A 26,981-nucleotide genomic window follows, 5' to 3' on the forward strand; every position below is an offset into this window, starting at 1 on the left:
ATCGAAGGAGTCGCCCGCGTGATCGGTTACATCCTGCGCCGGCTCGCCATCTCGGCGGTCACCGTCTTCGGACTCGTCCTGACGGTCTTCTTCGTCGTCCGCATCCTGCCCGGCGATGCCGCCGCGGCACGCCTCGGCCCCGAGGCATCCGCCGAAGACGTCCAGGCCCTGCGCGAGCAGATGGGCCTCGACCAGCCGCTCTGGCGTCAGCTGTTCGACTACCTCGGCGGCCTCGTGCAGGGTGACATGGGCATGGCGATCTCCACCGGCCGGCCCGTGGCCGACGAGCTCTTCGCCCGGCTGCCCGCCACGATCGAGCTCGCCATCGCGGGGCTTGTCGTCGCCCTGGTCATCGGGTTCCCCCTGGGCATGCTGGCGGCCGCCAAGCGCGGCAAGGTGCCCGACGTGCTCGCCCGGATCTTCGCCGTGCTCGGCTCGAGCATGGCGCCGGTCTGGCTGGGCCTGCTGCTGATCTTCGCGCTCTACTCCACCGCGGGCCTCTTCCCCGGCCCGGTCGGGCGGCTCCCCATCGGGCAGACCCCGCCGCAGACCGTCACCGGCCTGTTCGTGCTCGACGGGCTCTTCACGGGCGATCCGGCCGCGAGCTGGGACGCGCTCAGGGCGCTCGCGCTGCCCGCCCTCACGCTCGGCATCGGCGCCTCCGCCGCGGTGCTGAAGATGGTGCGCTCGGCCATGATCGCGACCGACGACTCGGGCTTCGTCCGCACCGCGCGGGCCTACGGCGTCCCCGGACGTGAGGTGCTGTGGCGCGACCAGCTGCGCAACGCCATGCTGCAAGTCCTCACCGCGATCGGTCTCGTGTTCGGGTTCCTGCTCGGCGGCAACGTCATCGTCGAACGGCTCTTCAGCTGGCCCGGCATGGGACGCGTCGCATACGACGCCCTCGGCAGCAACGACCTCGGACTGCTGCAGGGCTACGCGCTCATCATCGGCGTCATCTACATCGCCTTGAACTTCGCCGTCGACCTCGTCTACGGACTGGTCGATCCGCGGATCCGAATCGGAAGGAGGGCCGCATGACCACCGCATCGACGGCGACCGGCGGCGCACTGCCGACGCCGACCTCGCCGGGAACGCCCGGCACGGCCGCCGGCCTGCGTGCGCGGACTCGCCGGCGTCGTCCGTTCCTCATCGCCGGGCTCATCATCATCGGTGCGCTCCTCGTCCTCGGCATCCTCGGCCCGCTCTTCGTGGCCGACCCCGCCGCACGGGTCGCCGCGCCGTTCCTGCCGCCGTCGGCCGAGTACTGGTTCGGTACCGACAGCTTCGGGCGCGACATCTTCGCGCGCTGCGTGCACGCCATCCGGCTCGACCTGGTGCTGGGCGTCAGCGTGGCGCTCATCGCCATGGTGGTCGGCTCAGGCATCGGCGTCATCTCCGGATACCTCGGCGGCCGGGTGGACGACGTCATCATGCGGGCCGTCGACATCCTGATGGCGTTCCCCGGCTTCATCCTCGCCATGATCCTGCTGGTCTCACTCGGCGACTCGCTGCCGAACCTGATCATCGCGCTCGCCGTCGCGCAGGTCGCCCCGTTCGTGCGGCTGGTGCGTGCGAAGGCGCTGAGCGAGCGCGAGCTCGACTACGTCGCCGCGGCGCGCGTCTCCGGCGGGCGCTGGCCGCGCATCGCATTCCGGCACGTGCTGCCGAACTCGATCCGCCCGGGTGCCGTGCAGCTGACCCTCGTGTGCGGCTACTCCATCCTCAACGTCGCGGGCCTCGCCTACCTCGGCATCGGCATCCACCCGCCGACCGCCGAATGGGGCGTCATGGTGGCCGAGGGAGCGCAGAACATGCTCACCGGTCAGTGGTGGACCGCGTTCTTCCCGGGCCTGATGATCGCGATCACCGTGATGGCGCTGCACTTCATCGGCGACGACCTGGCGGGAGACCACGCATGAGCCGGCTGACCATCGAGCGACTCGACGTCGAGGTGAAAGCGACCGGTGCCCCGTTGCTCCGCGGTGTGAGCCTCGACGTGCAGCCCGGCGAGATCGTCGGCCTCGTCGGCGAGTCCGGCTCAGGCAAGTCGATGACGGCGCTCGCGGCCATGGGCATCCTGCCGCGCGGCGTGGTGCAGACCGGCGGCCGCTTCCTCGTCGACGGCGTCGACGTCACCGCAGCACCGCACCGCTCGGTCTCCTCGCGCTTCGCGATGATCTTCCAGAACCCGCGCGACTCGCTCAACCCGCTGATGCGGGTGGGCGATCAGATCGCGCGCATGGTCTTGCTGCACCAGCGCACCGACCGCCGCGAGGCGCGCCGCCGCGCGATCGACCTGCTCGGCCGCGTGCACATCGCGAACCCCGAGGGCACCGCTCGTGCCTACCCGCACCAGCTCTCGGGCGGCATGTGCCAGCGCGTGATGATCGCGATGGCGCTCGCGTGCCGGCCCGCGCTGCTGCTCGCCGACGAGCCGACGACCGCGCTCGACGTCACCGTGCAGGCGCAGATCCTCGACCTGATCGTCGAGCTCGCCGAGGAGACCGGGTGCGGGGTACTGCTCGTCACGCACGACCTCGGCGTCGTCGCCGAGACCTGCGACCGGGTGAATGTGCTCTATCGCGGCGACCTCGTCGAGACGGCCGCCACCGCCGACCTGCTCGCCCGTCCGCAGCACGAGTACACCCGCTACCTGCTGGAGGCGGCCGACGAGCTGGAGGTGCGCGATGGCGCTGCTTGAGATCGACGGGCTCAGCAAGCAGTTCCGCAGCCGCGGGCACGTCGTCGACGCGCTCACCGGCGTCTCCGCCTCGCTGGACGCGGGTCGCACCCTCGCGATCGTCGGTGAGTCGGGCTCGGGCAAGTCGACGCTCGGCACGATCGTGGCCGGGCTGCAGCCCGCGACGGCCGGCTCGATCCGCTTCGACGGCGCGCCGCTCGACGAGCGGGCCTTCCGGGGCGCGCAGCGCCGCCGCATCCAGATGGTCTTCCAGTCTCCGCTGCAGTCCCTGAACGCCAAGTTCCGGGTCGAGACGACGCTGGCGGAGCCGCTCCGGCTGCTGGGCGGGCTCGGTCGCGAGGCCGCGTCGAGACGCGTCGACGAACTGCTCGACGCCGTGCACCTCCCGCGCGAGGTGCGGCGGCGCCGGCCATCCGAGCTCTCGGGCGGTCAGCAGCAGCGCGTCGCGATCGCGCGGGCCCTCGGGCCCGGTCCCGACCTCGTGGTGCTCGACGAGCCGACCAGCGGCCTCGACCAGTCCGTGCGCGGCAAGATCGTCGCGCTGCTCCGTGAGCTGCAGGCCGAGCGGAACCTGACCTACATCTTCATCACCCACGACATCGACGTCGCGCAGGCGATCGCGCACGACGTGATCGTGATGCAGCGCGGCGCGATCGTCGAGCGCGGCGACCGGAGCGTGCTGACCGATCCGCGCCACGCGTACACGCGCACGCTGCTGGCGGCGGTGCCGACCGCCGAGCCCGGGCGCCGTCGGCGACTGCTGCGTGAACGCGGCGAGGCCGCCGTCGCCCCCGCAGCCGCCGAGCTCGTCACCCCCGACGTGATCGAACCCGACCCTTCCACGTTCACCACGAGCCAGGAGATCTGACCATGCGATTCGGACTGGGGGTCCCGACCGGGACCGAAGGCCTCATGTACCCCGTGCCCTACGCGGACCCCGAGCAGGCCGTGCGCCTCGCCGTCGAGGCCGAGCGCCTGGGCTTCGACGGCGTATGGGGCAACGACCATGTGACGACCCAGCGCTACGTGCGCGAAGAGTTCGCCGAGCCGCCCCGGTACTACGACCCCTACCTCTATCTCGCGTACGTCGCCGCCGAGACGTCGACCCTGCACCTCGCCACCGCGATCACGGTGCTCGCGTTCCGCAATCCCGTGGTGCTCGCGAAGCAGGTCGCGACGCTCGACCAGCTCTCGGGCGGGCGCTTCAAGCTCGGCGTCGGCATCGGCGCGTACCGCGAGGAGGCGGAGGCCATGTGGCCCGGCGCGAAGATCCACCGGGGCCGTCAGGCCGACGAGTACATGCAGGCGCTGCAGCTGCTCTTCACCGAGCGCAGCGCGACCTTCTCGGGCGAGTTCGTGAACTTCGTCGACGTCGAGAGCTTCCCGAAGCCGCGCCAGGAGGTGCTGCCGATCCTCTCGGGCGGCAACTCCGAGGGCTCGCGCGACCGCGCGGCGAAGTACGGTCAGGGCTGGATCCCTGCGGTGCTCGCACCCGAGGAGCTCGCGGCCGGGCTCGCCGACATCCGCGCGCGCGCCGAAGCGTTCGGCCGCGAGCTGCCCGCCGACTTCGACGTCGCGCCGCAGTTCTCGGTCTCGATCGGGCGAGACCAGGCCGACGCGATCGCGAACTTCGAGCAGTCGCAGCTCTACCAGCACATGCGTTCGCTGTCGAAGTCGACGCTGAAGGACCAGGACCCGGCCGACTTCGCGCGCCGCAACCTGATCGGCGGAGCCCAGCAGATGCTCGATCAGGTGCACGCCTACGCCGAGGCCGGCGTCACGACCATGTCGGCGCTGCTGTTCGCCCGCAACACCGTCGACGAGACGCTGGACGCGATGGCGTGGTTCGCCGAGCACGTGATCGCCCCGTACCGCAAGTCCGCGGGGATCGAGGCGGGCAAGTGAGCGCGCGACGCATTCCGGCCGCGCTCGTCGAGGCGCGCCGCGCGAATCTGCGTGCGGCACTCGATCGCGCCGGCTTCGACGGCGTGCTCACCCTGAGCGCCGCCAACGTCGACTACGCCTCGGGCTACCGTTCGGTCGCCGCGGTCGTGCACGGCACGTCGCCGCTGGCGGCGCTCGTGACGGGGGACCGGCTCATCGTGGCCGGCCCGGTCTCGGACAGCGCGCCCGCGTTCGACTTCGGCCTCGAGCCGGACGACTACCTCGCCTACGGGCGGTTCTTCTTCGAGTCGGAGGGCGGTCTGGCCGCACCGACCCGTCTCGTCGACCAGCATGCCGACTACGCCAGCGCGATCGCCGCGGCCGTCGCACGCGTCCCGGCCGGCTCACGCCTCGCGATCGACGACGCGGCCTGCCCCGAGCCGCTTCGTCGCCGACTCGGCGAACTGCTGCCGGCCACCGAGTTCGTCGACGCGAGCGGATGGCTCGCCGAGGTGCGTGCGGTCAAGCTCGAGGGCGAGGTCGAGCTGCTCGAACGCTCGGCGCGCATCGTCGAGCACGCGATGCTCACCGCGATCGATGAGGCCGCGATCGGCATGACCGAGGCCGACATCGCGCGCATCGTCACGCGTGAGCTGGTCGCGGCGGACTTCGACCCGCGGTTCACGGTGGTCACGGCTGGTGAGCGGTCGGCGCTCGCCGACGCGTTCGCGACCGACCGCGTCGTGCGCGAGGGCGACCTCGTGCGGTTCGACATCGGCGGGATGTACCAGGGCTACTGGGCGGACCTCGGCCGTACCGCGGTCGCCGGCGAGCCGACGGCGCGTCAGGCGTCGTTCTACCGGGCGATCCTGGCGGGCGAGGAGGCGCAGTTCGAGCTCGCCAAGCCGGGCGTGCCCGCCGAGGAGATCTTCCGCCGCGCGATCGAGGTGACCGAGGCGGAGGGGCTGCCGGCGCCGTATCGCCGCCAGCACTGCGGGCACGGCATCGGGCTCGAGGTGTACGAGGCTCCCATCATCCGCCCGGACGCCCCGACGCCGCTGGTCCCCGGCATGACGTTCTGCTTCGAGACGCCGTACTACGAGCTCGGCTGGGGCGGGATGATGGTCGAGGACGCGCTGGTCGTGACCGAGACCGGCATCCGTCTGCTCAGCGACCGCCGCCGCGAGCTGCAGGTGATCTCGGCATGAGCGCCTACCTCGGCCATCTGATCCACCCGATCACGGGCGCGCGCGTCGACGAGACCGACGCGTACCTGCCGTCGGCCGTCGACGGCGGGCACGTCTACGCGCAGCCGGCCTACGACCTCGAACGGCTGCGCGGGCTCGAGACGACGGACGATCCCGGACTGTTCCGGTACCGCAAGCTGCTGCCGGTCTCCGACGCTCCCGTCGTCAGCCTGCACGAGGGCGGCACGCCCCTCGTGCCGATCGTGCGGACGGGCGACCGGCTCGGCGTGCCGCAGCTGTACGTCAAGGACGAGTCGCGCAATCCCACCTGGTCGTACAAGGACCGGCTCGCCGCCGTGGCCGTGACGCAGGCCGTGCAGGCCGGGCGCGACACGGTCGTCGTCTCGAGCACGGGGAACCACGGCGCGGCGGTCGCGGCGTACGCGGCGCGTGCCGGCATCCGCTGCGTGGTGCTCACGCTGGCGTCGGTGCCGCTCGCCATGACGACGCTGATGCAGTCGTACGGCGCGATCACGATCGCGGTCGAGCGGCCGACCGATCGCTGGGTGCTCATGCGGCGCATGGTCGACGAACGCGGATGGGTGCCGATGTCGGGCTTCGTCGGACCGCCCTCGGGGTCCAACCCGTTCGGCACCGACGGGTACAAGACGATCGCGTACGAGCTGCACGCCCAGCTGGGCGAGGTGCCCGACGCCGTCGTCACCCCGGTCGCTTACGGCGACGCGCTCGCGGGCCTCGCACGCGGGTTCGAGGACCTGGTCGCGCTCGGCATCGCCTCGCACGTGCCGCGGCTGGTGGCGGCCGAGCCGTTCGGTCCGTATGAGCATGCGCTCCGCGAGGGCTTCCGGGCGGATGCCTCGGTCGAGGCCGGGTCGACGGTGGCGTTCTCCATCGGCACGCCCTACGCGACCTGGCAGGGCTGGGACGCGCTGCGTCGCACGGGAGGCGCGGCTGCGGCCGCGGGCGGCGACGACGCGATCATGGCCGCCCAGCAGCTGCTCGCCGCACAGGAGGGCCTCTTCCTCGAGGCCTCGTCGGCCACGACGGTCGCGGTGCTGCCGACCCTGCTCGACCGAGGTGACCTCTTCGCGGACGATCGTGTCGTGCTCATCGGCACCTCGACCGGGCTCAAGGACGTGCCGACGACGGCGTCCCGGCTGCCGGCCACGCCGGTCATCGAGCCAACGGTCGCCGCGCTCGACCGCGCGCTCGACGCCGCGGCCGATCGCCTTCCGACGGCGGAGGGGGTCGCGTGAGGCTGGGCGTCGCGCCGTCGGGCCGGCGGAGCGCCGCCGACGCGGTCGAGGTCGCCCGGCTCGCGGAGCAGGCCGGTCTCGACGAGGTCTGGGTGAGCGAGGACTACCTTGAGCGCGGCGCGTTCGCGGTCGCCGGCGCGATGGCCGCCGTGACCGAGCGCATCCGGGTCGGGCTCGGCGTGATCAATCCGTGGACGCGGCACGTGGCGCTCACCGCGATGGAGGCGCACGCTCTCGACGAGATCGCGGGCGGTCGTGCGGTCGTCGGGCTCGGCGCCAGCAACGCCGGGTGGATGACCGGTCGCCTCGGCATCCCGTTCGAGCGGCCGATCTCGGTACTCGCCGAGTACACGGGCGCGCTGCGCCGGCTGCTGGCCGGGGAGCGCGTCGCGGAGCGTGTGCAGGGCCTGGACCTGGATGCCGCGCTCGACGCGCAGCCGCCGCGCGACATCCCGATCATCTGGGGCGTCAAGGGGCCGCGCGCATTCGAGCTCTCGCGCGAGCACGCGGACGGCGTGATGCTCTCGGTGCTGTCATCGCCCGAGTACGTCGCGTGGGTCAAGCGCACCTACGCGCCCGCGGAGGTCACGGCGTACGCGTCGTTCGCCGTCGGGGAGTCCCGAGCGGGCGCCCGCGAGCAGCTCCGCGCGCACACCGCCAGGTTCCTCGGCATGCACGGCGCATCGCCGATCACCGCGCACGCCGGCATCGATCAGGCGCTCGCCGCCGAGTTGCGCACCCGGCTCCTCGCGGGTGCGCCGGGGACGGAGCTCGTGGACGACGACACCGTGGGCGCGGTGACGGTCTCGGGCACGCGCGACGATGCGGCCGCCGCACTGCTCGCGCACCGCGATGCCGGCGTCGACGCCCTCGTCGTCATCGACGACGGCACGGCCGAGCCGGCCGGGCTGGTCGATGCCCTCGTCGAGGTGGCGATCCGAGCCGGGCTCCGCTGACGCCGGTGGCACGGCACCCGGGCTCACTCCTGCACGCGCGCGCCGTCGAGTGCGACGACCAGACGTGCGACATCGCGCGGCCGGCGCAGGTCGAGCCCGGTCAGTTCCGCGATCCGGTGCAGCCGGTACAGCACGGTGTTCTTGTGCACGCCCAGCGCCTCCGCGGTCGCCGAGGGCGACAGGTGCTGGTCGACGTGCGTGCGCAGCGTCGTGAGCAGTTCCGGGTGGCCCGCGAGCGGGTCGAGGTACCGGTCGGCGAGCTGGCGCGCGATGAGCGGGTCGCGGTGGACGAGCACCTCGAGCAGCGCGTCGGCGTAGATCATCGTCTCGGCCGCGCCGCCGCGCCCGGCCACGCCCGCCGCCGCGGTGGCCTCGAGCGCGGCCATGGCCTGATCGCTCGACGTGCGCAGCGCGGCGAGTCCCTGACTGGCGTCGCCGACCGCAGCGCGCAGGGCGCCCGCACCGACGCGGTCGAGCACCCGATCGATGTCGCGCACGATCGCCTCGGGCGCGTCGCTCCAGGGCAGCGCGAGCAGGACGATCGGCCCGCCCGGGCGGTCGACGGTGCCCGACAGCACCGTCGTGCCCGCCACATCCGACAGCGCGGCCGCGAGCCGCAGCCGGTGCTGCTCGATCGAGGTGCGGTCGATCGACTCGGTCGTGCGGGGTTCGCCCACGCGTGGGCCGACCGCGACGGCGAGGAATCCCGTGCGGTCGGGGTCGGCGATGCCGACCGCGATCGCGAGCCGTTCGATGTCGGCGGGTTCGATGCGCTCGCCCGCCGCCAGCCGCCGGAACAGCGTGAGCTCGCTGAGTCGGTCGTCGGCCTCGACCTGCGCCTGGATCTCGCTGTACGCGTCGAGCGTGGCCCGTTCGAGCCGATCGAGGTGCGAGATGAGTGCGGCCCGCCCCGCCCGGGCACTCGCGGGGCGCACCTGCATGCGGGCGCACCAGCCCTGGAACTCCTCGCCGAGGATGCGCTCGGCCGTTCGATAGGACTGGATGAGGGCCATTGGCGCCACACCCTGCAGTGCACGGCGCTCGCCGTTGCGCGCGGACCGGGCGAGCTCGGCAGGCGAGGGTTCGCGCCCCTCGAGCAGGCACGTGATGATGTTGCGGACGCTGTCGCCGATGCGGTCCCGCAGGTCGCTCTGCTCGAGCACGTACTGCGAGTACGCGGGCACCGTCCGCCAGACCTGCTCGGCGATGGCGTCGAGCAGCTCGTCGTACTCGCCGAGCATCGCCCGGGCCACGCGCGCGAGGTCCGCACGCGCGCCGGCACTCGCCGAGGCATCCCTCTGAGTCCGCGAGGCGCTTCGCGAGCCGGCTTCCATGACGTCAACGCTACGTCGTCGCGGACCCGCGACCTGACCACCCCACGACCATGAATCGGAGCCCCGCATGACCCTCACCCTCGGATACAAGGCCTCGGCCGAGCAGTTCGGCCCCCGCGAGCTCGTCGAGCTCGCGGTGCTCGCCGAACGGCATGGCATGGAGTCGGTCGCGGTGTCCGACCACTTCCAGCCGTGGCGGCACGCCGGCGGCCACGCGCCGTTCTCGTTGGCGTGGATGGCGGCGGTCGGCGAGCGCACCTCGACGATCCGCATGGGCACATCGGTGATGACCCCGACCTTCCGCTACAACCCGGCCGTGATCGCGCAGGCGTTCGCGACCCTCGGCATGCTGGCGCCGGACCGGGTGTTCCTCGGCGTCGGGTCGGGCGAGGCGCTCAATGAGATCGCGACCGGTTTCCGCGGCGCCGGCGATCAGCAGTGGCCCGAGTTCAAGGAACGCTTCGCGCGGCTGCGCGAAGCGGTCGCGCTCATGCGCGCCCTGTGGTCGGGCGACCGGGTGTCGTTCGACGGCGAGTACTACTCCACCCACGACGCGTCGATCTACGACGTGCCCGAGGGTGGCGTGCCGGTGTACATCGCGGCCGGTGGTCCGCTCGTCGCACGCTACGCGGGCCGCGCGGGCGACGGGTTCATCTGCACGTCCGGCAAGGGCGCCGAGCTGTACGTCGACCAGCTGCTGCCGGCGGTCGCCACGGGTGCCGAGCAGGCCGGACGCGACGCGACGTCCATCGACCGGATGATCGAGATCAAGCTCTCGTACGACACCGACGCCGAGCTCGCCCTCGAGAACACCCGCTTCTGGTCGCCGCTCTCGCTCAGTAAGGAGCAGAAGCACGACATCACCGACCCTGTCGAGATGGAGCGCGCGGCTGACGCCCTGCCGATCGAGCAGATCGCGAAGCGCTGGATCGTCGGCTCCGACCCCGACGCGGTGGTGCGCGCGGTCGCGCAGTACGTCGACTGGGGCTTCACGCACCTCGTGTTCCACGCCCCCGGACACGATCAGCGCCGCTTCCTCGAGCTCTTCGAGCGCGACCTCGCGCCGCGCCTGCGTGCATTGCCCGGCGCGGCCGGCTGAGACGCGCGAGCACGATTCGAAGGACGGTCGTCCCCGCTCAGGGTGCGAGTCACTGGACACGAATACTGATATAATTCTGACGTTCGTGTCATCGCGTGACCAGCGGAGGGTGCCCAGGTGGACTCATCCGGTGCTCGCCTCCATTCACGATCTCGGCGTTGGCGTGTGGTGCTGGGCGGTGTGGTGTGCGCAGTCCTCGTGGCGGGCGTCGCCGCTCCGTCGTGGGCGGCGACTGACGAAGGTGGTCGGGCCGGGTCGGCGGTCGTCGGCCCCTTCATGCTCGGTGCCGGGGTGCAGGGCGTGGTGGATGAGCGTTCGGGGGCCTTCTCGTTCGAGGTGCCGCTGGGTGGGGTGAGCCTGAAGTGGGATTCGCGTGGCCCCGGCGAGGGCCGGTTCGGGTTGGGGCCGCGGTGGGCGGTCGCCGGCATCGGGTTCGTGGATGTCGCGGGCGGGGTGCGGGTGGTGCCGTCCGGTGGCGTGCAGGCGGTGTTCGAGGCCGATGACTCGGTGCCGTCGGGCCTGGCCGGGTACCCGGGCGACGACGTGCGGTTCACGCAGACGCCAGGGCGGTTGCCGGCACGGGCCGATGGGGTGGTGGGTGAGCGCGAGTATACGTTCGTGTTGCGTGAGCTGGGCGGTCTGGTGTCGTACTTCGACGCCGCGGGCGACCCGGTCGCGAAGCTGGATGCGCACGGTGGTCGGGTGGATTGGGCGTGGCAGCCGGGACACCGGCTGACCCGGGTGGTGACCGAGACGGGTGTGGTGACCGAGCTGGACTGGTCGGACCCTGCGCGGGTCGAGATCCAGGCCCGGGCGGGTATGGCTGGTTCCGTTCGACCGGTGGGCGTGATCGAGCTGGATGCGGGTCTGGTGGACGCGATCGTGGATGCCACGGGTGCGCGCACGACCGTGAGCTACGCGCCGACGGGGTTGGTGTCCCGCATCGCGGCGCCGAGTGGGGCGGTCACTGCGGTGGTCTGGCAGCCGTTGTCCGATGGCACGGCCGCAATCGAGCGGGTCGCGGTGACCGACTCGGCCACCGGTGAGCTGGTCACCGCGCGACGCTGGGAAGCCGCCCACGGGCTCGCCTCGGGATGGCCGGTGACCACCGATCCCTCGAGGGTCTCCCGCACCGCGGTGACCGACGGGCTGACCCGCGTGGAGTCGGAGTACAACGGCCGGCAGTCGATGACCGCCCGCGAGACGTCGGTGACGTCCGCATCGGGTGAGCGGGTGCTGCAGCGGCAGGCCTTCACCTATCCCGATCAGGATGGCGGGGCGCCGGGCCGGGTGGACCGGCCGAACGGCATGGACCTGACGCAGACGAATGCGGCGGGGGAGACGAAGACGGTGTCCGAGGCGTACCTCGTCGATGTGTACGGGCGGGTGATCGAGCGGACTGCGGTGGACGGCACGGTCACCACGACCGAGTACGACCCCGAGTCGCCCGTTGACCCGGAGTTCCCCGAGGACATGGGAGTGCCGGTGGGGTTGCCGATCTCACAGCGCACCGAGGCGCCGGACGGTGCCGTGACGGAGACCCGGTACACGTTGAACGAGGCCCGCACCGCGGTCACCGTCGAGGAGACGTTCGCGGGCACTCGCGGCAGCACGTTGACGCGCACAGGTCGGTCGGAGTTCGTCGTCGAACCTGACGGGTTCGTCAGCGTGGAGCGGGTGTACCCGCAGGGTGGGGCCGGCGAGCCGCTGGTGACCGAGCACGCCAAGACGATCGACCTGGCCGCCGGCACGGTGACGACGACGGAGACGATCGCGGCCGGCACTGAGCTTGCGACGACGACGAGCACCGAGGCGGATCTGGTGCACGGGCAGCCGACGACGGTCGCGGACGTGCTCGGCAACACCACCACGCTGAGCTATGACGCGGTGGGCCGGCCGGCCCTGGCCGCGGACGGCACCCGATACGTGTACAACGCGCTGAACCAGCCCGTGCGCGAAACCAGCCTGGGAGGGGCGGTCACCCGCACCGACTATTGGGCCACCGGCGACCGCGCCACCCTCACTTCCGCCGACCAGACGACCGGGTTCTACTGGGACGACGGCACTCTCCTGAACGACACCCACACCCACACCGACGCCGGCGCCACGAAGACTGCGAGCTATCTGACCGGGATCGCCCGCGAGTCCCGCAGCCTCACGGGCGACACCACGCACTACGCCGTCCGTGACCGGCACGGCAACACCACCGAACTCACCGACCCCGCCGGCAGCCGGACCGCCCGGTACGCCTATACCGACTACGGCACCACCACGACGCACGTCACCCGTGAACCCGGTGTCGACGAGGCATCCCGATACCCGTTCCTCTACTCGGGTGAGTACACCGATCCCAACGGAACCCAGCACCTCGCCGTGCGCACCTATGCCCCCGAGCGCATGTCCTTCACGACGCAAGACACCCTTCCCCTGCAGAACCGCTACGGCTACGCCAACGCCAACCCGATCACCAACATCGATCCGTCAGGCCACTTCGCCGTTCAAGACGTCGTCCACGGGCTGTCCACCGGCCTGAGCGTCGTGTTCGCGGTGCTCCTGGGGGTCTCGATCTACGCGACCGGTGGCCTCGCAGCCATGTCGGTGCCGAGCATCGTCGCGGCAACCGGCTTCTTCCTCGCCGACGCGGCGGCCGCCGTGATCGGAACGATCGGACTCGTCCACACCTACGGGCCGAAGTTCCTTCAGCCCGAAGATAAGGAGCCGCTGAAGCACGCAGAATACGGACTGCTCGCGGCTGGAGCCGCCGGCATGCTCCTCCGCGTGGCGCCGAAGGTCGTCGCCAAGGTCAGCGAGGCGTGGAATACACGGCAGGCGGCGCAGCGGGCGCAGGAGGAACAGCACCTCCTCAACGCCGGGAATGAGATCGCCAAGTTCCATCGCGGGCGCCAGAAGCTGGTCACCGACGTGAGCAACACCGACATCGTCACGAACCTGCACGAGTCGACATCGCAGATCCGCCCGCTCCTGAATGGAGCTCAGGAGAGTCTGGACCGCATCAAGACGGCATATCTTGACACCGCCAGGGGGTGGCGGCACGGCACTCCGACCAACCTCGAACTCGATTCCTTCGTGCTCAAGCACAGCGCCGACTTCCGTGCGGTCGACAACAGCCTGATTCGTGCCCAGTGGCGGGTGAGGAGCGAGCTTCCGGACGCGACGGATGCTCAGTGGACGGAGTACGCGAAGGCGCTCGAACTCAATGAATACCTGCACACTCCCCGCATCAACAGCCTGCTGGAGAGCACGAGGTTCGCGTCGACCTGATACTCGGCGCGCGGCGGCCAGATCACCGCGAGCTGGAGACGGTCGCACATGCCGACGGCAGCGCCGCCTCGCCCACCCCCGACAATGCGGTGAGCGTCGCATGCCCCGCCTGCAGCAGCACCGCATCGCTCTCGGGGTCGAACTCGCCTGAGAGGTCGGCCACGGTGAGGCGCACCTCGCCCTCACCGGGCACCGCGGCTGTCGTCTGCACGACGCCGAACTCGGCCAGGCGCGCGGAGCGCGGCTCCACACCGTCGAGGGCTGCTCGGTTCGGCACGTTCACGTTCAGCACGGTGCCGGCCGGGCTCTCGAGCAGCGGGCCGATGAGCGGGGCGACGACGGCCGCCGCAGTCTCCCAGTGATGCGCGTCGGGGTCGTGACCCACGTCGAGCGACACCGCGAGCCCGCTTGTCCCGCTCGCGCCCGCCGTCAGCGCTGCGCCGACCGTGCCCGAGTGCAGCACCACGTGGCCGATGTTCGCCCCGCGGTTGATGCCCGAGAGCACCACGTCGGGCGTCGCGCCGAACGCGCCGTGCGCAGCGAGCAGCGCGATCATGGCGGGTGCGGCCTGCACCGCGAAGACCGTGGCGCCGTCGAGCCCCTCGATCTCGCGACGCTCCATGCGCACCCGGCCGTCGGCGTCGGCGCCCGTGATCGCGGCGCTGCTGCCGCTCGCCTCCGACCACGGTGCGGCGACGATCACCTGCAGCCCGGCGTCGATCGCGGTGCGTGCGAGTGCGTGCAGCCCGCGCGAGTCGATGCCGTCGTCGTTCGTGACGAGCGCGACCCGGCTCACGAGGCGATCTCCTCGACCCGGCCGGCCAACTCGGTCGGCGAGACCTGCTCCGCGCCGTCGCCGCGCACCGGCTCGATGCGGACCTCTTCGCGCAGCCGGCGGATCGCCTCGGCATCGCCCGACCCGAGCCCGTGCCGCGTCACGTTCAGCGCGGCGGCCGCCGCGCCCAGCTCCACCGCCGCCACCGGCTCCTCGCCGTCGAGGAGAGCCGCGGTGACCGCGGCCGTGAACGAGTCCCCGGCGCCGCGTGCGTCGACGGCCTCCATGCGCGGCACGTGGATGCTGAACGCGCCGTCGCCGGTGATGAGCAGGCTCGGATGGTCGGCCCGCGTCACGAGCACGTGCTCCGCGCCCGCGTCGCGGAGCCGGCGCGCCGCAGCGATGAAGCCGTCGACCGACTCCGCCTCGGTGTGCCCCGACGCGAGCAGCTCCTCGTCACTCACCTTGGCGAGCAGCACCCCGCCCTCGACCGCGGCGTCGAGCCGCGAGCCGGCGAGGTCCACGATCACCCGGCCGCCCGCCGCCCGCACGTCGGAGGCGAGCCGGCGGTACACGTCATCAGGCAGCGTCGCATCGTCGGCCGGCCCGCTCAACAACACCAGATCGGCGGCCATCGCCTCGCGCAGGGTGAGCGCGTACAACTCGTCGAGATCGTGGCGCGACAGCGCGTCGCCGTCCTGTTCGATGAGGCTGGTGCGCTCGCCCGAGCGCCGATCGTGCACGTACCCGGCGCCGCGTCCCTCGCGGCGGATCGCGGCGACACGGATGCCGTCGTCCTCGAGGATGTGCCCGGCGATCTCGCCGAGCTCGCCGGTGAGCGTCGCGCACATGGTCACATCGGCGCCGAGTGTCAGCAGCATGCGGGCCTGCCACACACCCTGCCCGCCGGCGTGGATGTGCAGGTCGGCGCCATCGGCGTCCTCGATGGTGACGGTGACGAGTGGTGAGGGCGCGAAGATCACGACATGTCCCATGGGGCTCCTTCGTCGGCGATTCGAGGGCTTCGTCGGCGGTGCACTCTCGACCGTACGTCGCACCGGGAGCGGGCGTCACCCCGTTGCATTCCGTCAAGCCCGCCTCCAGAATGGTCGCCGCCAATACAGTGGGACCAATGTCCGAGCCGCCAGCTGACACCTCCTCGATCCCGCTGAACCCCGGGCAGCGGTGGCGCGCCTATTGGGTCTGCGTTGCGGTCGCCGCACTCACCATCCTCGACCTCAGCAAGGTCAACGTCGCGCTGCCGTCCATCGAGCAGGCGTTCGACGTCGGCTCGACCGAGCTGCAGCTCATCGTCTCGGGCTTCGTGCTGGCGTTCGGGCTCACGCTCGTGCCCGCCGGCCGCATCGGCGACCAGCGCTCGCGCAAGGCGCTGTTCATCATCGGCCTCAGCGCGTTCCTGGTGACGAGCGCGATCTGTGCCCTCGCCCCGAACGTGACGATCCTGCTCATCGGCCGACTGCTGCAGGGCATCGCCGCGGGCATCCAGATGCCCCAGGTGCTCGGGCTCGTGCAGCAGCTGTTCCAGGGCGACGAGCGCGGGCGCGCCTTCGGCCTGTTCGGCGCGACGATCGGCATCGCGACCGCATTCGGCCCGACGCTCGGCGGCCTGCTCATCGCCGTCGGCGGCGCGACCGACGGCTGGCGCTGGATCTTCTGGATGAACGTGCCGCTCGCCGCCATCGCGATCGTGTTCGCCGCGCGCCTGCTGCCAGGCCCGCCCGACCGGCCGGCCCGCAAGCTCGCGCTCGACCCGATCGGGCTCGTGCTCTTCGGTATCACCGTCGTCGCGCTCATGTGGCCGTTCCTGTTCACGACCGGCTCGCCCGACGACAATCCCGCGCGCTGGTGGACGCTCGTCGTGTTCGTGCTCGGCCTCACGGCGTTCATCGCGTGGGAGCGCCGGTACGCGGCGTCGGGGAGGCATCCGCTCGTGCCGCTCTCGCTGTTCAGCGTGAGCTCGTATCGCAACGGCACCGCCCTCGCGACCGCGTTCTTCTCCGCGATGCCCGCCACGTTCCTGCTGACCACGCTGTACCTGCAGCAGGGGCTCGGCCTTGAGCCCGTGTTCGCGGGCATGGTCACGATCGGCTTCGCGCTCACGAGCGCGGTCGCGTCGTGGCTGGGCGGCAACCTCGTGAACCGGCTCGGCCGGCCGCTCGTGGTGTGGGGCCTCGTCCTGCTGCTCGCCGGATTCGGCGCGCTCGTGCTCGTCGCCCTGTTCCTGCCGCCCGAGTTCGCGCCGTGGGCGATGGCCGGGGCGCTGACGATCGCCGGATTCGGCGGTGGCTTCGTGATCTCGCCCAATCAGACGCTCACCCTCGCCGACATCCCGGTGAAGCAGGGCGGCCTCGCCGGCTCGGTCGGCCAGCTCGGCCAGCGCATCGGCACCGCGGTCGGCACGGCCGTCGGGCTCTCACTGTTCTACGCGACCATCTGGCGCGAGTCGAACGGCAACGGCCCCGACCTCGAGGTGTACCAGCACGCGTACGGCTACGGCATGCTCGCGGTCGCGCTGTTCCTCGCGGTCGCGCTCGCGCTGGGCCTCGCCGATCTCGGCGAGCGCCGCCGGCAGCGCCGCGGGCTCGGCTGAGCCGGCGGCCGGCGCGCCACCTCGTCACGCGTTGCGCCAGTGGTGCACGGTCGCGCCGGCTGTGCTGGCGCAACCGTGCAGAAGTGGCGCGGGCGATCAGCGCTGGGTGATCAGCGCTGGGTGATCAGCGCTGGGCGGCCGGGGCCGCCGCCGGGGCATCCGTGAACGCCTGACGCGGGACGAAGGCCAGCAGCACCGTCGCGAGCACCGCCGTGAGCCCGCAGACGAGCCACACCGTGACGTAGCCCGCGAACGACCCCGCCGTGCTCTCGGCGCCTCCGGCGCCGCCCGTGCCCACGACGTGTGAGGCGAGGGCGATGCCGAACACGCACGACGCGACCGCGCCGCCGACGGTCTTCACCGAGTTCGTGAGCCCGGTCGCGACGCCCGTCTGGTGGTGCGGTGCGGCGGCCGCGGCCGCGGCGGGCAGCGCGGCGACGAGGGCACCCGAGCCCAGTCCCGCGATCACCATGTTCGTCACGACCTGCCCGTACGTGTCGTGCAGGGGCAGGAACATGAGGTACCCGACCGCGACCAGTGACGAGGCGATCATGAGCGCGATCCGCGGGGTGAGCCGGCGCGCGACCACGGGGTAGAGCAGCGCTCCCGCGATCATCGCGATGAGGTAGATCCCGATGATGAGGCTCGTCGCGAAGCCCGCCGTGCCGAGCCCGTATCCGACCTCGTCAGGGTCGGTGCGGGCGAATGTCGAGAGCGGCGCCTGCGCGCCGAGCACGCTCACGCCGAAGAGCCCGGCCGTGACGAAGACCGGCCAGAGCGCCGCAGAGCGGAACATGCGCACGTCGATGATCGGGTCGGGGTGCCGCAGCTCCCACCTGACGAACGGGATCACGAGCAGCACGCCCGCGAGCACGAGCGCCCACGACAGCGGGTCGCCCACGCCGTTCAGGCGCAGGAAGCTGAGCCCGCCCGTGAGCGCGAGGAGCGCGAACGAGATGAGCACGAGCCCGACCGTGTCGAGCCGGCCGCCCGCGAGATCGGGCGGCTCGCGCACCCCGAACCAGATGACCGCGAAACACACGACGACCGCGAGCGCCGGGATCAGCAGCACGACCGTCAGCGGCAGCGTGTCGATGAGTGCACCACCGACCAGTGCGCCCGTGATCGCGCCGAGCTCCAGCGCCGCGACCAGCAGCCCTGCGGCCTTCGCCGTGAGCGCGGCCGAGTGCCCGGCCGCCCGTGAGCGCGACCAGATCAGCGCGATCTCGAGCGGCAGCCACACGACGTAGAAGCCCTGCAGCGCCCACGCCACGAGGAACACCGCGAACGAGTCGGTGAACGGCAGCACGAGCGACGCCGCTGCGGTGATCGCCGTCGACCAGAGCAGGATGCGCTTGTGCCCGACCATGTCGCCGAGCTTCGCGAGCGCCGGAACGACGAGCGCCGAGAGCGCGAGCTGCGAGCCCTCGAGCCAGTTCACGTCGGCGTCGTTGATGCCGAGGTGCCGCGCGATGTCGGTGAGCATGGGCGTGTAGTAGCCCTGCAGGATGCCGCTCGTGAACTCGACGAAGGCGAGGAAGCCGACGATCGTGGCGAGCGGGCCGAGGCGCAGGCGCGCGGCGGTGGCACGGGGCATCTTCGCTCCTTGCGGGATCGGGTGATCACACCTTAGTGCGCGGTTCGTGCGCCGAGTGATGACGAAACGTCCTCGATGGGCGCGCCTTTCGTCATCACTCGGGCCGTTTCGTCATCACTCGGCGAGGGTGGGGTGGGACGGGGCGGGATGGGACGGGGTGGGACGGGGTGGGTGGGGTCAGTGGGGCAGGGAGGTGAGCAGGGTCCGGTGGAAGCGCTCGCCGCGTACGAGGCTGTCGATCGTGACGTGCTCGTCGACGCCGTGGATGCTCGCGCGCTGCGCGGCCGTCATCGCGAGCGGGGCGAATCGGTACACGGCCGGCGCGAACCGGTGGAACCACCGGGAATCGGTCGCGGCCATCATCAGGTACGGCGCGGTGATCGCCTCCGGGTACGACGCCGCGACCGCATCGCCGATCGCGCGGAACCGGGCATCGTCCACGGGGGACTCGGGCGACGGGTCGCTGCCCTCGATGATCTCGACCGCGACCGACGGGTCGCCGATGGCGCGGCGCAGACGTGTGACGGTGGTCGCCACGGTCTCGCCGATCGCGATGCGCAGGTTCACGATGGCGGATGCCTCGGACGGGAGCACGTTGTGCGCGGTGCCGCCCTCCAGCATGGTCGGGGCGACCGTCGTGCGCACGAGCGCGGCGGGCTCGCCGCCGAGCCGGGAGAAGACGCGTGCGGTCAGCCACGGCACCGCCGTCAGCACGCGCAGCAGGAGGCGCGCGGCACCGCGCGTGTGCGGGGTGAAGGCGCGGAGCATCGCGCGCGTCGACGAGGGTGTGCGAGCGGCGAAGGTCGATGGCGTGAGCTTCGCGACGGCGCGGCCGACGCGGGCCGCGGCGGTGAGCTTCGGCGGCGCGGACGCGTGCCCACCGTCGCTCACGGCGCGCAACCGCACCGTGAGCACGCCCTTCTCGCCGACGCCGACCATGGCGGCCGGCACCTTGACGAACGGCAGCGGCGCGTCGACGACCGCGCCGCCCTCGTCGATCACGAGCCACGGCGTGATGCGCCGCTCCCGGAACAGGTCTGAGATCGCACGGGCCGCCTTGCCGTAGCTCTCCTCGTCGCCGCCGAACGAGAGGTAGACGTCGCGCGCCGGGATGACGTCGACGGCGAGCAGGTTCTCGACCGCCTCGAGCACGACGAGGAGCGGACCCTTGTCGTCGAGCGTCCCGCGTCCCCAGACCGCGCCGTCTGCGATGCGGCCCTCGAACGGTGGGATTCGCCAGCCGTCGCGCGAGGCGGCCGGCACGACGTCGAAGTGCGCCATGAGCACGACCGGGTCGCCGGGGCCGCTGCCGCGCCAGCGATAGAGGAGCCCGAGGTCACCGACCCGCTCGAGCTCGAGCTGTGCGCTGACGAGCGGGTAGAGCTCGTCGATGAGCTCGCGGAACCGTTCGAAGTCGTCGAGCCCGCGCGTCTCGAGCTCTGCGGAGACGGTGGGCAGTTGCACCATGCGGGAGAGCCGCTCCGCGGCTCCGGGCCGAACCGGGACGGCGTCGACCCGCTCGCGCTCATGATCGCTCATGCCCGTCAGCCTAGAGGTGAGCCGCTCACGCCGACCGGTCGCAGATGGTGGGTTCGGTCGTGGCACACCCGCCATCCTCGACCGTTCGATGAGGTTCGTGCGGGTTGCCCGGGGAGCGCGGGTCGCCCGGGGCGCGAGCCCTTAGGCGGCGCGGGTCGCGGCCGGGGTGAGCAGCACGCCGAGCTCGGCTGCCGAGAGCTCGCGGCCGAAGGCCGGGTGGCCGGGCTCGAGCTCCCGGCCGTGTGCGAGCGCGCCCCCGTCGACCGGGTCGAACCCGAGATCGTCGATGACGCGGGCGATGACCGCACGCGCATCGGCGTCGTCGCCGACGACCGCGAGCGCTCGCCGCAGCGCGGCGCCGGGCGGCAGGCTGTCGTCCTCCATCTCGTGATACCCGAGATGGTTGAGGCTCTTCACGAGCCGCGCGGCGGGGTTCCTGGCCTGGTTCAACTCGCTGGTCGACCGCGAGTCGGCTTCGACCTCGGCGATGCGCCCGTCGATCGGCGGCCAGTAGTTCATCGCGTCGACGACGATCTTGCCGTCGAACCGCGGCCACGGCACGGTCGGCCCCTTGCCGAACGGCACTGCGACGATGATGACGTCGGCGGCGGCGACGAGTTCCTCGGGTGAGGTGACGATCGCGCCGGGGGCGACGACGCTCACGAGCAGGTCGAGCGCGGTCTGCCGCGGCGAGCCCGCGATGCGCACCTCGTACCCGGCGGCGACGAGGAGTCGCGCGAGCGCGGTGCCGACCTTGCCTGCACCGAAGATCCCGATCACCGGTCGATCCGTCACGTTCGCTCCCGAGCCCCCTCTGCCGTGGCATCCGTTCTGGCGTCGCATCCGTGGCATCCGGAGTGATGCCACTACCGGCATAACACGCGCGCGTGTCTGCCGCATTCCCTTGCGCCTCGCCGGGAATAGGGTCGAGGCAGCCACCGTTCGAGATTTTGATGCGAACGCATCGATACGAATGCCTCGGCCCGACGCCGAGCAGAACAGGAGAGCGGGCATGACTCAGGAGCTCGAATTCGGACTCGACACCTTCGGCGACGTCACGCTCGGGCCCGACGGCGAACCGCTGCCGCACGCGCAGGTCCTGCGCAACCTGGTGGACCAGGCGGTGCTGGCCGACCGCCTCGGCCTCGACTTCTTCGGCGTCGGCGAACACCACCGGCACGAGTTCGCGGTCTCGGCACCCGAGGTGGTGCTCGCCGCGATCGCCGCGCGCACGGAGCGCATCCATCTCGGGTCGGCCGTGACCGTGCTGAGCTCCGACGACCCGGTGCGGGTCTTCCAGCGGTTCGCGACGCTCGACGGCCTCTCGAACGGCCGCGCCGAGGTGATCCTCGGGCGCGGATCCTTCATCGAGTCCTTCCCGCTGTTCGGGTACGACCTCAGCCAGTACCAGGAGCTGTTCGAGCAGAAGCTCGAGCTGTTCGCGGCGCTGCTGCCGCAGGAGCCGGTGACCTGGCAGGGCACCCTGCGGCCCGCGCTCATCGACCAGCTCGTCTACCCGCCCGTCGAGCACGGGCGGCTGAAGACCTGGGTCGGCGTCGGTGGCAGCCCCGAGTCCGTGGTGCGTGCGGCGAAGTACGGGCTGCCGCTCGTGCTCGCCATCATCGGCGGCTCCGCCGCGCGCTTCGCGCCCCTTGCGAACCTCTACCGCAAGGCCCTCGAGCAGTTCGGACACCCCGAGCAGCCGATCGCCATGCACTCGCCCGGCTTCGTCGCGGCCACCGACGACGAGGCACTCGACACGCTCTGGCCGCACTACCGGTCGATCATGGACCGGATCGGCCGCGAGCGCGGCTGGGGCCCGATCACGCGCGAGCACTTCGAGCAGGAGGCGGCGCAGGGTGCGCTCTACGCCGGCTCGCCCGAGACGGTGGCGCAGAAGATCGCGAGCGCGGTGCAGGCGGTCGGCGCGAGCCGCTTCGACCTGAAGTACTCGAACGGCACGTTGCCGCACGAGGCGATGACCGCGAGCATCGAACGGTATGCGACCGAGGTCGTCCCGCGGGTCCGCGAACTGCTCGCCGAGGCCGAGGAGCCGCCGTCCGAGGCATCCGCCTGACCGGCCGCCTCACGCCCCGCGCCACTTCTGCCGGTGCGCGCCCGCAGTGCTGGCGCGGTCGTGCACAGGTGGCGCGCAGCACGTGGACACGGCGCCGAGGCGACTGCGCGCGGCCGGGGCATCCGCTCATCCCGCCTGGGTGGCCCGGCGCCGCTTGACCGCCGCGCGGAACCAGCGCGCGTCGGGCACCCGCGCGAGGAACGTGCCGGCGATGATCGTGATGAGCACGTAGGCCGTCGCGAGCGGGGCGAGCTGCGGGTTCACGCCCGCCCCGACCGCGAGCCCCGCGATCACGATCGAGAACTCGCCCCGTGGCGCGAGCGCGAAGCCCGCCCGCCACTGGCCGAGCGTGCCCACGCCGGCCCGCCGCGCCGCATACACGCCGGTCGCGAGCTTCGTGAGGATCGTGACGAGCGCGAGGGCGAGTGCCGGCAACACCATGGAGGCGAGCTTCGACGAATCGGTCGTGAGCCCGAAGAACAGGAAGAAGATCGCGGCGAACAGGTCGCGCAGCGGGGTGAGCACCTGACTGGCGTTCTCGGCGACCCGCCCGGAGAGCGCGATGCCGACGAGGAAGGCACCGACCGCGGACGACACGTTCACCTCGGCGGCGAGCCCCGCGACGAGCATCGTGAGCCCGAGGACTCCGAGGAGCAGCGGCTCGTACTGGTCGGCCGTGAACAGCCGCGACACGAGCGACCCGTGGCGCAGCGCGACGAACAGGATGAGACTCACGACGGCGACCGCGACCGCGACCGACACCGCGCCCTGCACGAGGCTCACCCCGACGACGAGCGCCGAGAGGATCGGCAGGTAGAACGCCATGGCGAGGTCCTCGATGACGAGCACCGCGAGGATGCCTGGCGTCTCCCGGTTCGACAGCCGGCCGAGGTCGCGGAGGAGCTTGGCGACGACACCCGACGACGACACCCAGGTCACGCCGGCCAGCGCGACCGCCGCCACCGGACCCCAGCCGAGTGCGAGGGCGAGCAGCGCACCGGGCACCGCGTTCAGCAGCGCGTCGACGAGCCCCGCCGCCCGCGCCGACTTGAGGCTGCCGAACAACTCGGACGCGGTGTACTCCAGCCCGAGCAGCGCCAGCAGCAGGATGACCCCGATCTCGGACCCCGTCTGGAAGAACTCCTCGCTCGCGTCGAACGGGAAGATGCCGCCGTTGCCGAAGGCGAGGCCGATCACCAGGTAGAAGGGGATCGGCGAGATGCCGATCAGGTGCGCGAGCCGGCCCGCGAGACTCATGCCGAGAAGGAGCGCGCCGGCTTCGATGAGGAGCAGCGTGGTCTCGTGCATGCCGCCGCCCCCCTCGCGTCAGTTGGGGCCGTTGGCGAGCAGACGTGCGACCGCGTCGAGCCCCTCGCGCGTGCCGACGACCACGAGGACATCGCCCGCACGGAGGTGCTCGGCGGGGGTGGGGGAGGGGATGACGGCGCCGTCGCGAACGATCGCGACGATCGAAGCGCGCGTCCTCGTGCGCGTCCTGGTGTCGCCGAGCGGGCGGTTCAGGTACGGCGAGTCGGTGGGCAGCGCGATCTGCTCCGTGTAGAGCCCCGCGGTCCCCTCGGAGAGGTTCGTGAGCCGCGAAAGCATCACGGAGACCCCCAGCACGTCGGCGAGCGCGGCGGCCTCATCGTCGGTCAGGGCGACGGGGTCGCGGCTGGCGTCGGGGTCGTCGGCGTCGAACACGGCCAGGTCGCGCTCGCCGTCGCGGTGCGAGACGACGCTGATACGGCGACCGTGCTCGGTGACGAGATCGTGCCGATGGCCGATGCCCGGCAGGTCGACCTTCTCGATGCGTGCTCCCACGCACGACATGGTAGACCTGCACCGGTGTCGCGGCGTGCTCTGTCTGGCGCCCGCCGGCCGGGTGGCCGGGTCAGGCGCCGTTGCCGCGGCCGAGCAGGCTCGTCGGGATGGCGAGGGCGATCGCGACGCAGAGGATGCCCGCGATGAACACGATCGACTCGATGCCCAGCATGTGCGACGCGTTGCCCATGAGCCACATGCCGAAGAGGAAGATCCCCATGGCGATGACGAACAGAATGCCGTTCACGAATACCTCCTGCGGCGCGTGCGTGTCTGGCCGCGATGCGGCGGCGCGATCCATCCGCAGTCTATCGGTGCGGTGATCGGGCACGACTCGGGGGTCGGCGTGACTCGGGCGTCGGCGCCTCGGCCGTTGGCACGACTCAGGCGTCGGCCGGCCCGATCCACGCGTTCGCGATCGTCGCGTGCGCGGACTCGTCGTCGGACGGGTGGAAGATCCCGGCGAGCACGTCGCGGTACAGCCGGCCGAGCTCACTGCCCGTGAAGTAGCTCGAGCCACCCGAGACGCGCACCGCCTGGTCCACGACATGTTTGGCGGTCTCGGTCGCGCGGACCTTGGCGCCGGAGAGCTTGGCGAACCAGAACACGCCGTGATCGACCTGCGCGTCGACGTCGCGCGCGAGACCGACGAGCTGCGGCTCGATGGCGTCATGTGCGAGCGCCGCGTCGGCGATGCGCCACCGCACGTCGGGGTCGGCGGCGAGGGGGCGGCCGTCGTGCTTCATCGAGGTGCGCCGGCGTGCGGCGGCGATCGCGAGCTCGAGCGCCCGGCCGCCGATGCCGGTGTAGACGGCGCCGAGCAGCAGCTCGAAGCAGGCGAAGATGCCGAAGACGAGCGGGTCGGGGTTGGGCCCGGGGTCGAGCCGGCGCACGATGCGGTCGGGGGCCGCGAACGCACCGTCGAGCACGGTCGTGCGGCTCTGGCTCGCGCGCATGCCGATGGTGTCCCAGTCGTCGAGCACGCGGATGTCGGGGTCTTCACGGTCGATGAACCCGTACACGAGCTTCGGTGCGTCGTCGGAGGCGGTGTCGAGGCCCATGGTGCCGAGCCGGGTCCAGGCGGGAGATAGCGAGGTGAAGATCTTGCGGCCCGTGTAGCGGTAGCCGCCACCGGGCAGCGGCTCGGCCACCGTGCGCGACCCGAACAGCATGAGGTCGTTGCCGGCCTCGCTGATGCCGAAGCCGAAGACCTCGCCCGCTGCGGCCTCGCGCAGCAGGAACTCCAGCGAGTCGTCTCCGCGATCGCGGAGCACCTTCGCCACCCCCGTCCACACAAGGTGCATGTTGACGGCGAGCGCCGTCGCGGGTGCCGCGCCGCCGAGCCGGATCTGTGCGCGCACCGCGTCGTCGAGCGACCAGCCGAGGCCGCCGAGCTCTGCGGGCACGAGCGCCCGCAGGTAGCCGGCCGCGGTGAGTTCGGCCAGGTCTTCGTCGAAGAACGCGTTGTGCTCGTCGTAGCCCGCGGCGCGCTCGCGGATCCGCTCGATGAGGTCGTCGGTGAGCAGCGTCTCTGGAGTCACGGCGCCAGCCTACGCCTCGGGGCGGGGACGCGAATGGTCGCTCACGCGGGAGCGGAGCGACCATTCGCGTCCCCGCGCTGCGATGCCGGGGGGTGGGGAGGTGGGGAGCAGGACCTACTCGGGGGAGTCGGGTGAAGGGGGTGCGGGCTTCGCGGCCCGACGGCGTGCCCCGCGGGTCGCCAGGAGCACCACGACGAGCACGATCGCCGCGATCACGGCGAGTGCAACGATCCACGGCACCGCCACCCCGAGCGCGACGACGAGCCCCGAGAGGAACGCGAGCAGGGCGTTCCAGCCCGCGACGATGCCGCTCCAGAAATCGCCCGGCCGGGCGTCGGGCGCGGTGGCCTCGGTGCCGAGGTCGACGGTGAGCGTCGAGAAGTCGACCTGATCGACGAGCCAGTCGCGCTGCTGCGTGAGGCTGTCGAGCTCGGCCTGCCGTGTCGTCAGCTCCGACTCGATCGCGATGAGGTCGGTGGTCGTGGTCGCCTGCGCGAGGAGCTCGGTCAGCCGGTCGATCGAGGCGGTCAGCACGTCGATGCGCGCGTCGAGGTCTTGGCGCTGCTGCGTGACATCCGATGCGTTGAGCGACACGGAGGTGACCGTCCCGAGCTCACGCAGATCCTCGATCACGGCGTCGAGCTCGTCGGCGGGCACGCGCACCATGAGCTGTGCGGTCGCCGGTTGGGTGTCGGTGCCCGGGGTCTCGGTGCGGTTGTCGACGCGGCCGCCGGCCTGCGTCGCGAGTCGTGCGACGTCCTCGGCGGTCGCGATCGGGTCGTCGACGGTCACGGCGACCCACCCGGTCGTGATCACGCTGCGATCGGATGCCTCGACGCCCGCCATGTCCCGGCTCAGCTCGCCGCCCGCGGCGTCGCCCGGCATGACCTGGCCGGGCAGCATCTCGCCCGGAAGCATCTCGACTGGCCCGTCGGGCGTCGCGATCTCCGGCGACATGGGAGCCGAGGCGCCGGTGTAGGTGCCGCCCGCCGTGCAGCCGGCGAGCAGCAGTGCGGCGAGGGCGGCCGTGCCAGAGACGGCGGCGAACCGGCTCAGCCGGCGGTGCGGGCGGGGGGAGCGGGAACGTGACGGTCGGAGCATGCGCTCAGGCTAGAGCGGAGGATGCTCCCCATGTCTGGACGCTCGCTGGGAGTCGGATCACGATCGAATTGCGGTTTGCTGGGAGTCGCTTCGCGGCCACAACCGAATGCCGGACCCGTTCGTTGGGGACCTTCACTCCTTCACTGCGCCGTTCGTCTGGTGGACCCTCGCTGCACGGTGTCGCGCACCTGGTTCG

23 protein-coding genes are annotated in these 26,981 nt (G+C 71.7%); 12 read left to right on the plus strand and 11 right to left on the minus strand.

Annotated features, from left to right (window positions below):
* The first annotated feature begins 18 nt into the window (after window positions 1-18).
* The 8 genes from QU602_RS04995 to QU602_RS05030 are packed head-to-tail and all read left to right on the plus strand — an operon-like array spanning window position 19 to window position 8,008.
* Complete coding sequence (locus QU602_RS04995; RefSeq protein WP_308799117.1) at window positions 19-1,041, plus strand: ABC transporter permease; 1,023 nt, start codon at window positions 19-21, stop codon at window positions 1,039-1,041.
* Window positions 1,038-1,922 (plus strand): ABC transporter permease, encoded by an 885-nt coding sequence (locus QU602_RS05000; RefSeq protein WP_308799118.1) that lies wholly within the window; start codon window positions 1,038-1,040, stop codon window positions 1,920-1,922. The genes QU602_RS04995 and QU602_RS05000 overlap by 4 nt, the downstream gene beginning before the upstream one ends.
* The gene (locus QU602_RS05005; RefSeq protein ID WP_308799119.1) at window positions 1,919-2,704 is read left to right on the plus strand and encodes an ABC transporter ATP-binding protein; all 786 of its coding nucleotides are present in this window, start codon (window positions 1,919-1,921) and stop codon (window positions 2,702-2,704) included. Before QU602_RS05000 ends, QU602_RS05005 begins: the two co-directional genes overlap by 4 nt.
* Complete coding sequence (locus QU602_RS05010) at window positions 2,691-3,572, plus strand: ABC transporter ATP-binding protein (RefSeq protein ID WP_308799120.1); 882 nt, start codon at window positions 2,691-2,693, stop codon at window positions 3,570-3,572. The genes QU602_RS05005 and QU602_RS05010 overlap by 14 nt, the downstream gene beginning before the upstream one ends.
* 2 nt (window positions 3,573-3,574) lie before the next feature.
* Window positions 3,575-4,609: a TIGR03619 family F420-dependent LLM class oxidoreductase gene (locus QU602_RS05015; protein ID WP_308799121.1), complete on the plus strand. Its 1,035-nt coding sequence runs from the start codon at window positions 3,575-3,577 to the stop codon at window positions 4,607-4,609.
* Window positions 4,606-5,796, plus strand: coding sequence for a Xaa-Pro peptidase family protein (locus tag QU602_RS05020; RefSeq protein WP_308799122.1), 1,191 nt, complete (start codon window positions 4,606-4,608; stop codon window positions 5,794-5,796). Before QU602_RS05015 ends, QU602_RS05020 begins: the two co-directional genes overlap by 4 nt.
* Window positions 5,793-7,052 (plus strand): pyridoxal-phosphate dependent enzyme, encoded by a 1,260-nt coding sequence (locus QU602_RS05025; protein ID WP_308799123.1) that lies wholly within the window; start codon window positions 5,793-5,795, stop codon window positions 7,050-7,052. Before QU602_RS05020 ends, QU602_RS05025 begins: the two co-directional genes overlap by 4 nt.
* Window positions 7,049-8,008, plus strand: a complete 960-nt coding sequence (locus QU602_RS05030; protein ID WP_308799125.1) for an LLM class flavin-dependent oxidoreductase — start codon at window positions 7,049-7,051, stop codon at window positions 8,006-8,008. The genes QU602_RS05025 and QU602_RS05030 overlap by 4 nt, the downstream gene beginning before the upstream one ends.
* Before the next feature lie 23 nt (window positions 8,009-8,031).
* Here QU602_RS05030 and QU602_RS05035 read toward each other — a convergent pair whose 3' ends face one another.
* On the minus strand, window positions 8,032-9,342 hold the full coding sequence (locus QU602_RS05035; protein WP_308799126.1) for a PucR family transcriptional regulator: 1,311 nt from the start codon (window positions 9,340-9,342) through the stop codon (window positions 8,032-8,034).
* Window positions 9,343-9,409: 67 nt separating this feature from the next.
* Between QU602_RS05035 and fgd the strand changes: the two genes are divergently transcribed.
* Window positions 9,410-10,441 (plus strand): glucose-6-phosphate dehydrogenase (coenzyme-F420), encoded by a 1,032-nt coding sequence (gene fgd / locus QU602_RS05040; protein ID WP_308799127.1) that lies wholly within the window; start codon window positions 9,410-9,412, stop codon window positions 10,439-10,441.
* A 183-nt stretch (window positions 10,442-10,624) separates the two neighbouring features.
* Window positions 10,625-13,723 carry an RHS repeat domain-containing protein gene (locus QU602_RS05045; RefSeq protein ID WP_308799128.1) on the plus strand — a complete coding sequence of 1,033 codons (3,099 nt, stop codon included), beginning with the start codon at window positions 10,625-10,627 and terminating at the stop codon, window positions 13,721-13,723.
* Window positions 13,724-13,745: 22 nt separating this feature from the next.
* On the opposite strand, the gene surE is transcribed toward QU602_RS05045, so the two are convergent.
* Window positions 13,746-14,519: a 5'/3'-nucleotidase SurE gene (surE, locus tag QU602_RS05050; RefSeq protein ID WP_308799129.1), complete on the minus strand. Its 774-nt coding sequence runs from the start codon at window positions 14,517-14,519 to the stop codon at window positions 13,746-13,748.
* Window positions 14,516-15,493 carry a 1-phosphofructokinase family hexose kinase gene (locus tag QU602_RS05055; protein WP_308799130.1) on the minus strand — a complete coding sequence of 326 codons (978 nt, stop codon included), beginning with the start codon at window positions 15,491-15,493 and terminating at the stop codon, window positions 14,516-14,518. Before QU602_RS05055 ends, surE begins: the two co-directional genes overlap by 4 nt.
* Window positions 15,494-15,630: 137 nt before the next feature.
* On the opposite strand from QU602_RS05055, the gene QU602_RS05060 reads away from it, so the two are divergent.
* Window positions 15,631-17,109 carry an MFS transporter gene (locus QU602_RS05060; protein ID WP_308799131.1) on the plus strand — a complete coding sequence of 493 codons (1,479 nt, stop codon included), beginning with the start codon at window positions 15,631-15,633 and terminating at the stop codon, window positions 17,107-17,109.
* Window positions 17,110-17,233: 124 nt separating this feature from the next.
* Here the strand turns inward: QU602_RS05060 and QU602_RS05065 are convergent, their stop codons facing one another.
* The 3 genes from QU602_RS05065 to QU602_RS05075 all read right to left on the minus strand — a co-directional run bounded on the left by QU602_RS05065 (window position 17,234) and on the right by QU602_RS05075 (window position 21,040).
* Entirely contained in the window at window positions 17,234-18,706 is a 1,473-nt protein-coding gene (locus QU602_RS05065; protein WP_308799133.1) for an MFS transporter, read from the minus strand.
* 177 nt (window positions 18,707-18,883) lie between these two features.
* Entirely contained in the window at window positions 18,884-20,245 is a 1,362-nt protein-coding gene (locus QU602_RS05070; RefSeq protein WP_308799134.1) for a M20/M25/M40 family metallo-hydrolase, read from the minus strand.
* A gap of 141 nt (window positions 20,246-20,386) precedes the next feature.
* On the minus strand, window positions 20,387-21,040 hold the full coding sequence (locus QU602_RS05075; RefSeq protein WP_308799135.1) for an NADPH-dependent F420 reductase: 654 nt from the start codon (window positions 21,038-21,040) through the stop codon (window positions 20,387-20,389).
* A gap of 217 nt (window positions 21,041-21,257) precedes the next feature.
* On the opposite strand from QU602_RS05075, the gene QU602_RS05080 reads away from it, so the two are divergent.
* Window positions 21,258-22,322 carry an LLM class flavin-dependent oxidoreductase gene (locus tag QU602_RS05080; RefSeq protein WP_308799136.1) on the plus strand — a complete coding sequence of 355 codons (1,065 nt, stop codon included), beginning with the start codon at window positions 21,258-21,260 and terminating at the stop codon, window positions 22,320-22,322.
* 126 nt (window positions 22,323-22,448) lie between these two features.
* Here the strand turns inward: QU602_RS05080 and QU602_RS05085 are convergent, their stop codons facing one another.
* From QU602_RS05085 to QU602_RS05105, 5 genes are all read right to left on the minus strand, one after another.
* Window positions 22,449-23,630, minus strand: a complete 1,182-nt coding sequence (locus tag QU602_RS05085; protein ID WP_308799137.1) for a cation:proton antiporter — start codon at window positions 23,628-23,630, stop codon at window positions 22,449-22,451.
* 18 nt (window positions 23,631-23,648) lie between these two features.
* Window positions 23,649-24,143, minus strand: a complete 495-nt coding sequence (locus QU602_RS05090) for a cation:proton antiporter regulatory subunit (protein ID WP_308799139.1) — start codon at window positions 24,141-24,143, stop codon at window positions 23,649-23,651.
* Between the two features lie 70 nt (window positions 24,144-24,213).
* On the minus strand, window positions 24,214-24,390 hold the full coding sequence (locus QU602_RS05095) for a hypothetical protein (protein ID WP_308799140.1): 177 nt from the start codon (window positions 24,388-24,390) through the stop codon (window positions 24,214-24,216).
* A 136-nt stretch (window positions 24,391-24,526) separates the two neighbouring features.
* Window positions 24,527-25,684: an acyl-CoA dehydrogenase family protein gene (locus QU602_RS05100; RefSeq protein ID WP_308799141.1), complete on the minus strand. Its 1,158-nt coding sequence runs from the start codon at window positions 25,682-25,684 to the stop codon at window positions 24,527-24,529.
* 114 nt (window positions 25,685-25,798) lie between these two features.
* Window positions 25,799-26,785 carry a DUF4349 domain-containing protein gene (locus tag QU602_RS05105; RefSeq protein WP_308799142.1) on the minus strand — a complete coding sequence of 329 codons (987 nt, stop codon included), beginning with the start codon at window positions 26,783-26,785 and terminating at the stop codon, window positions 25,799-25,801.
* Window positions 26,786-26,981: the final 196 nt, after the last annotated feature.

The sequence above is a fragment of the Agromyces protaetiae genome (assembly GCF_030866785.1).
GTDB classification, from domain to species: Bacteria; Actinomycetota; Actinomycetes; order Actinomycetales; family Microbacteriaceae; genus Agromyces; species Agromyces silvae.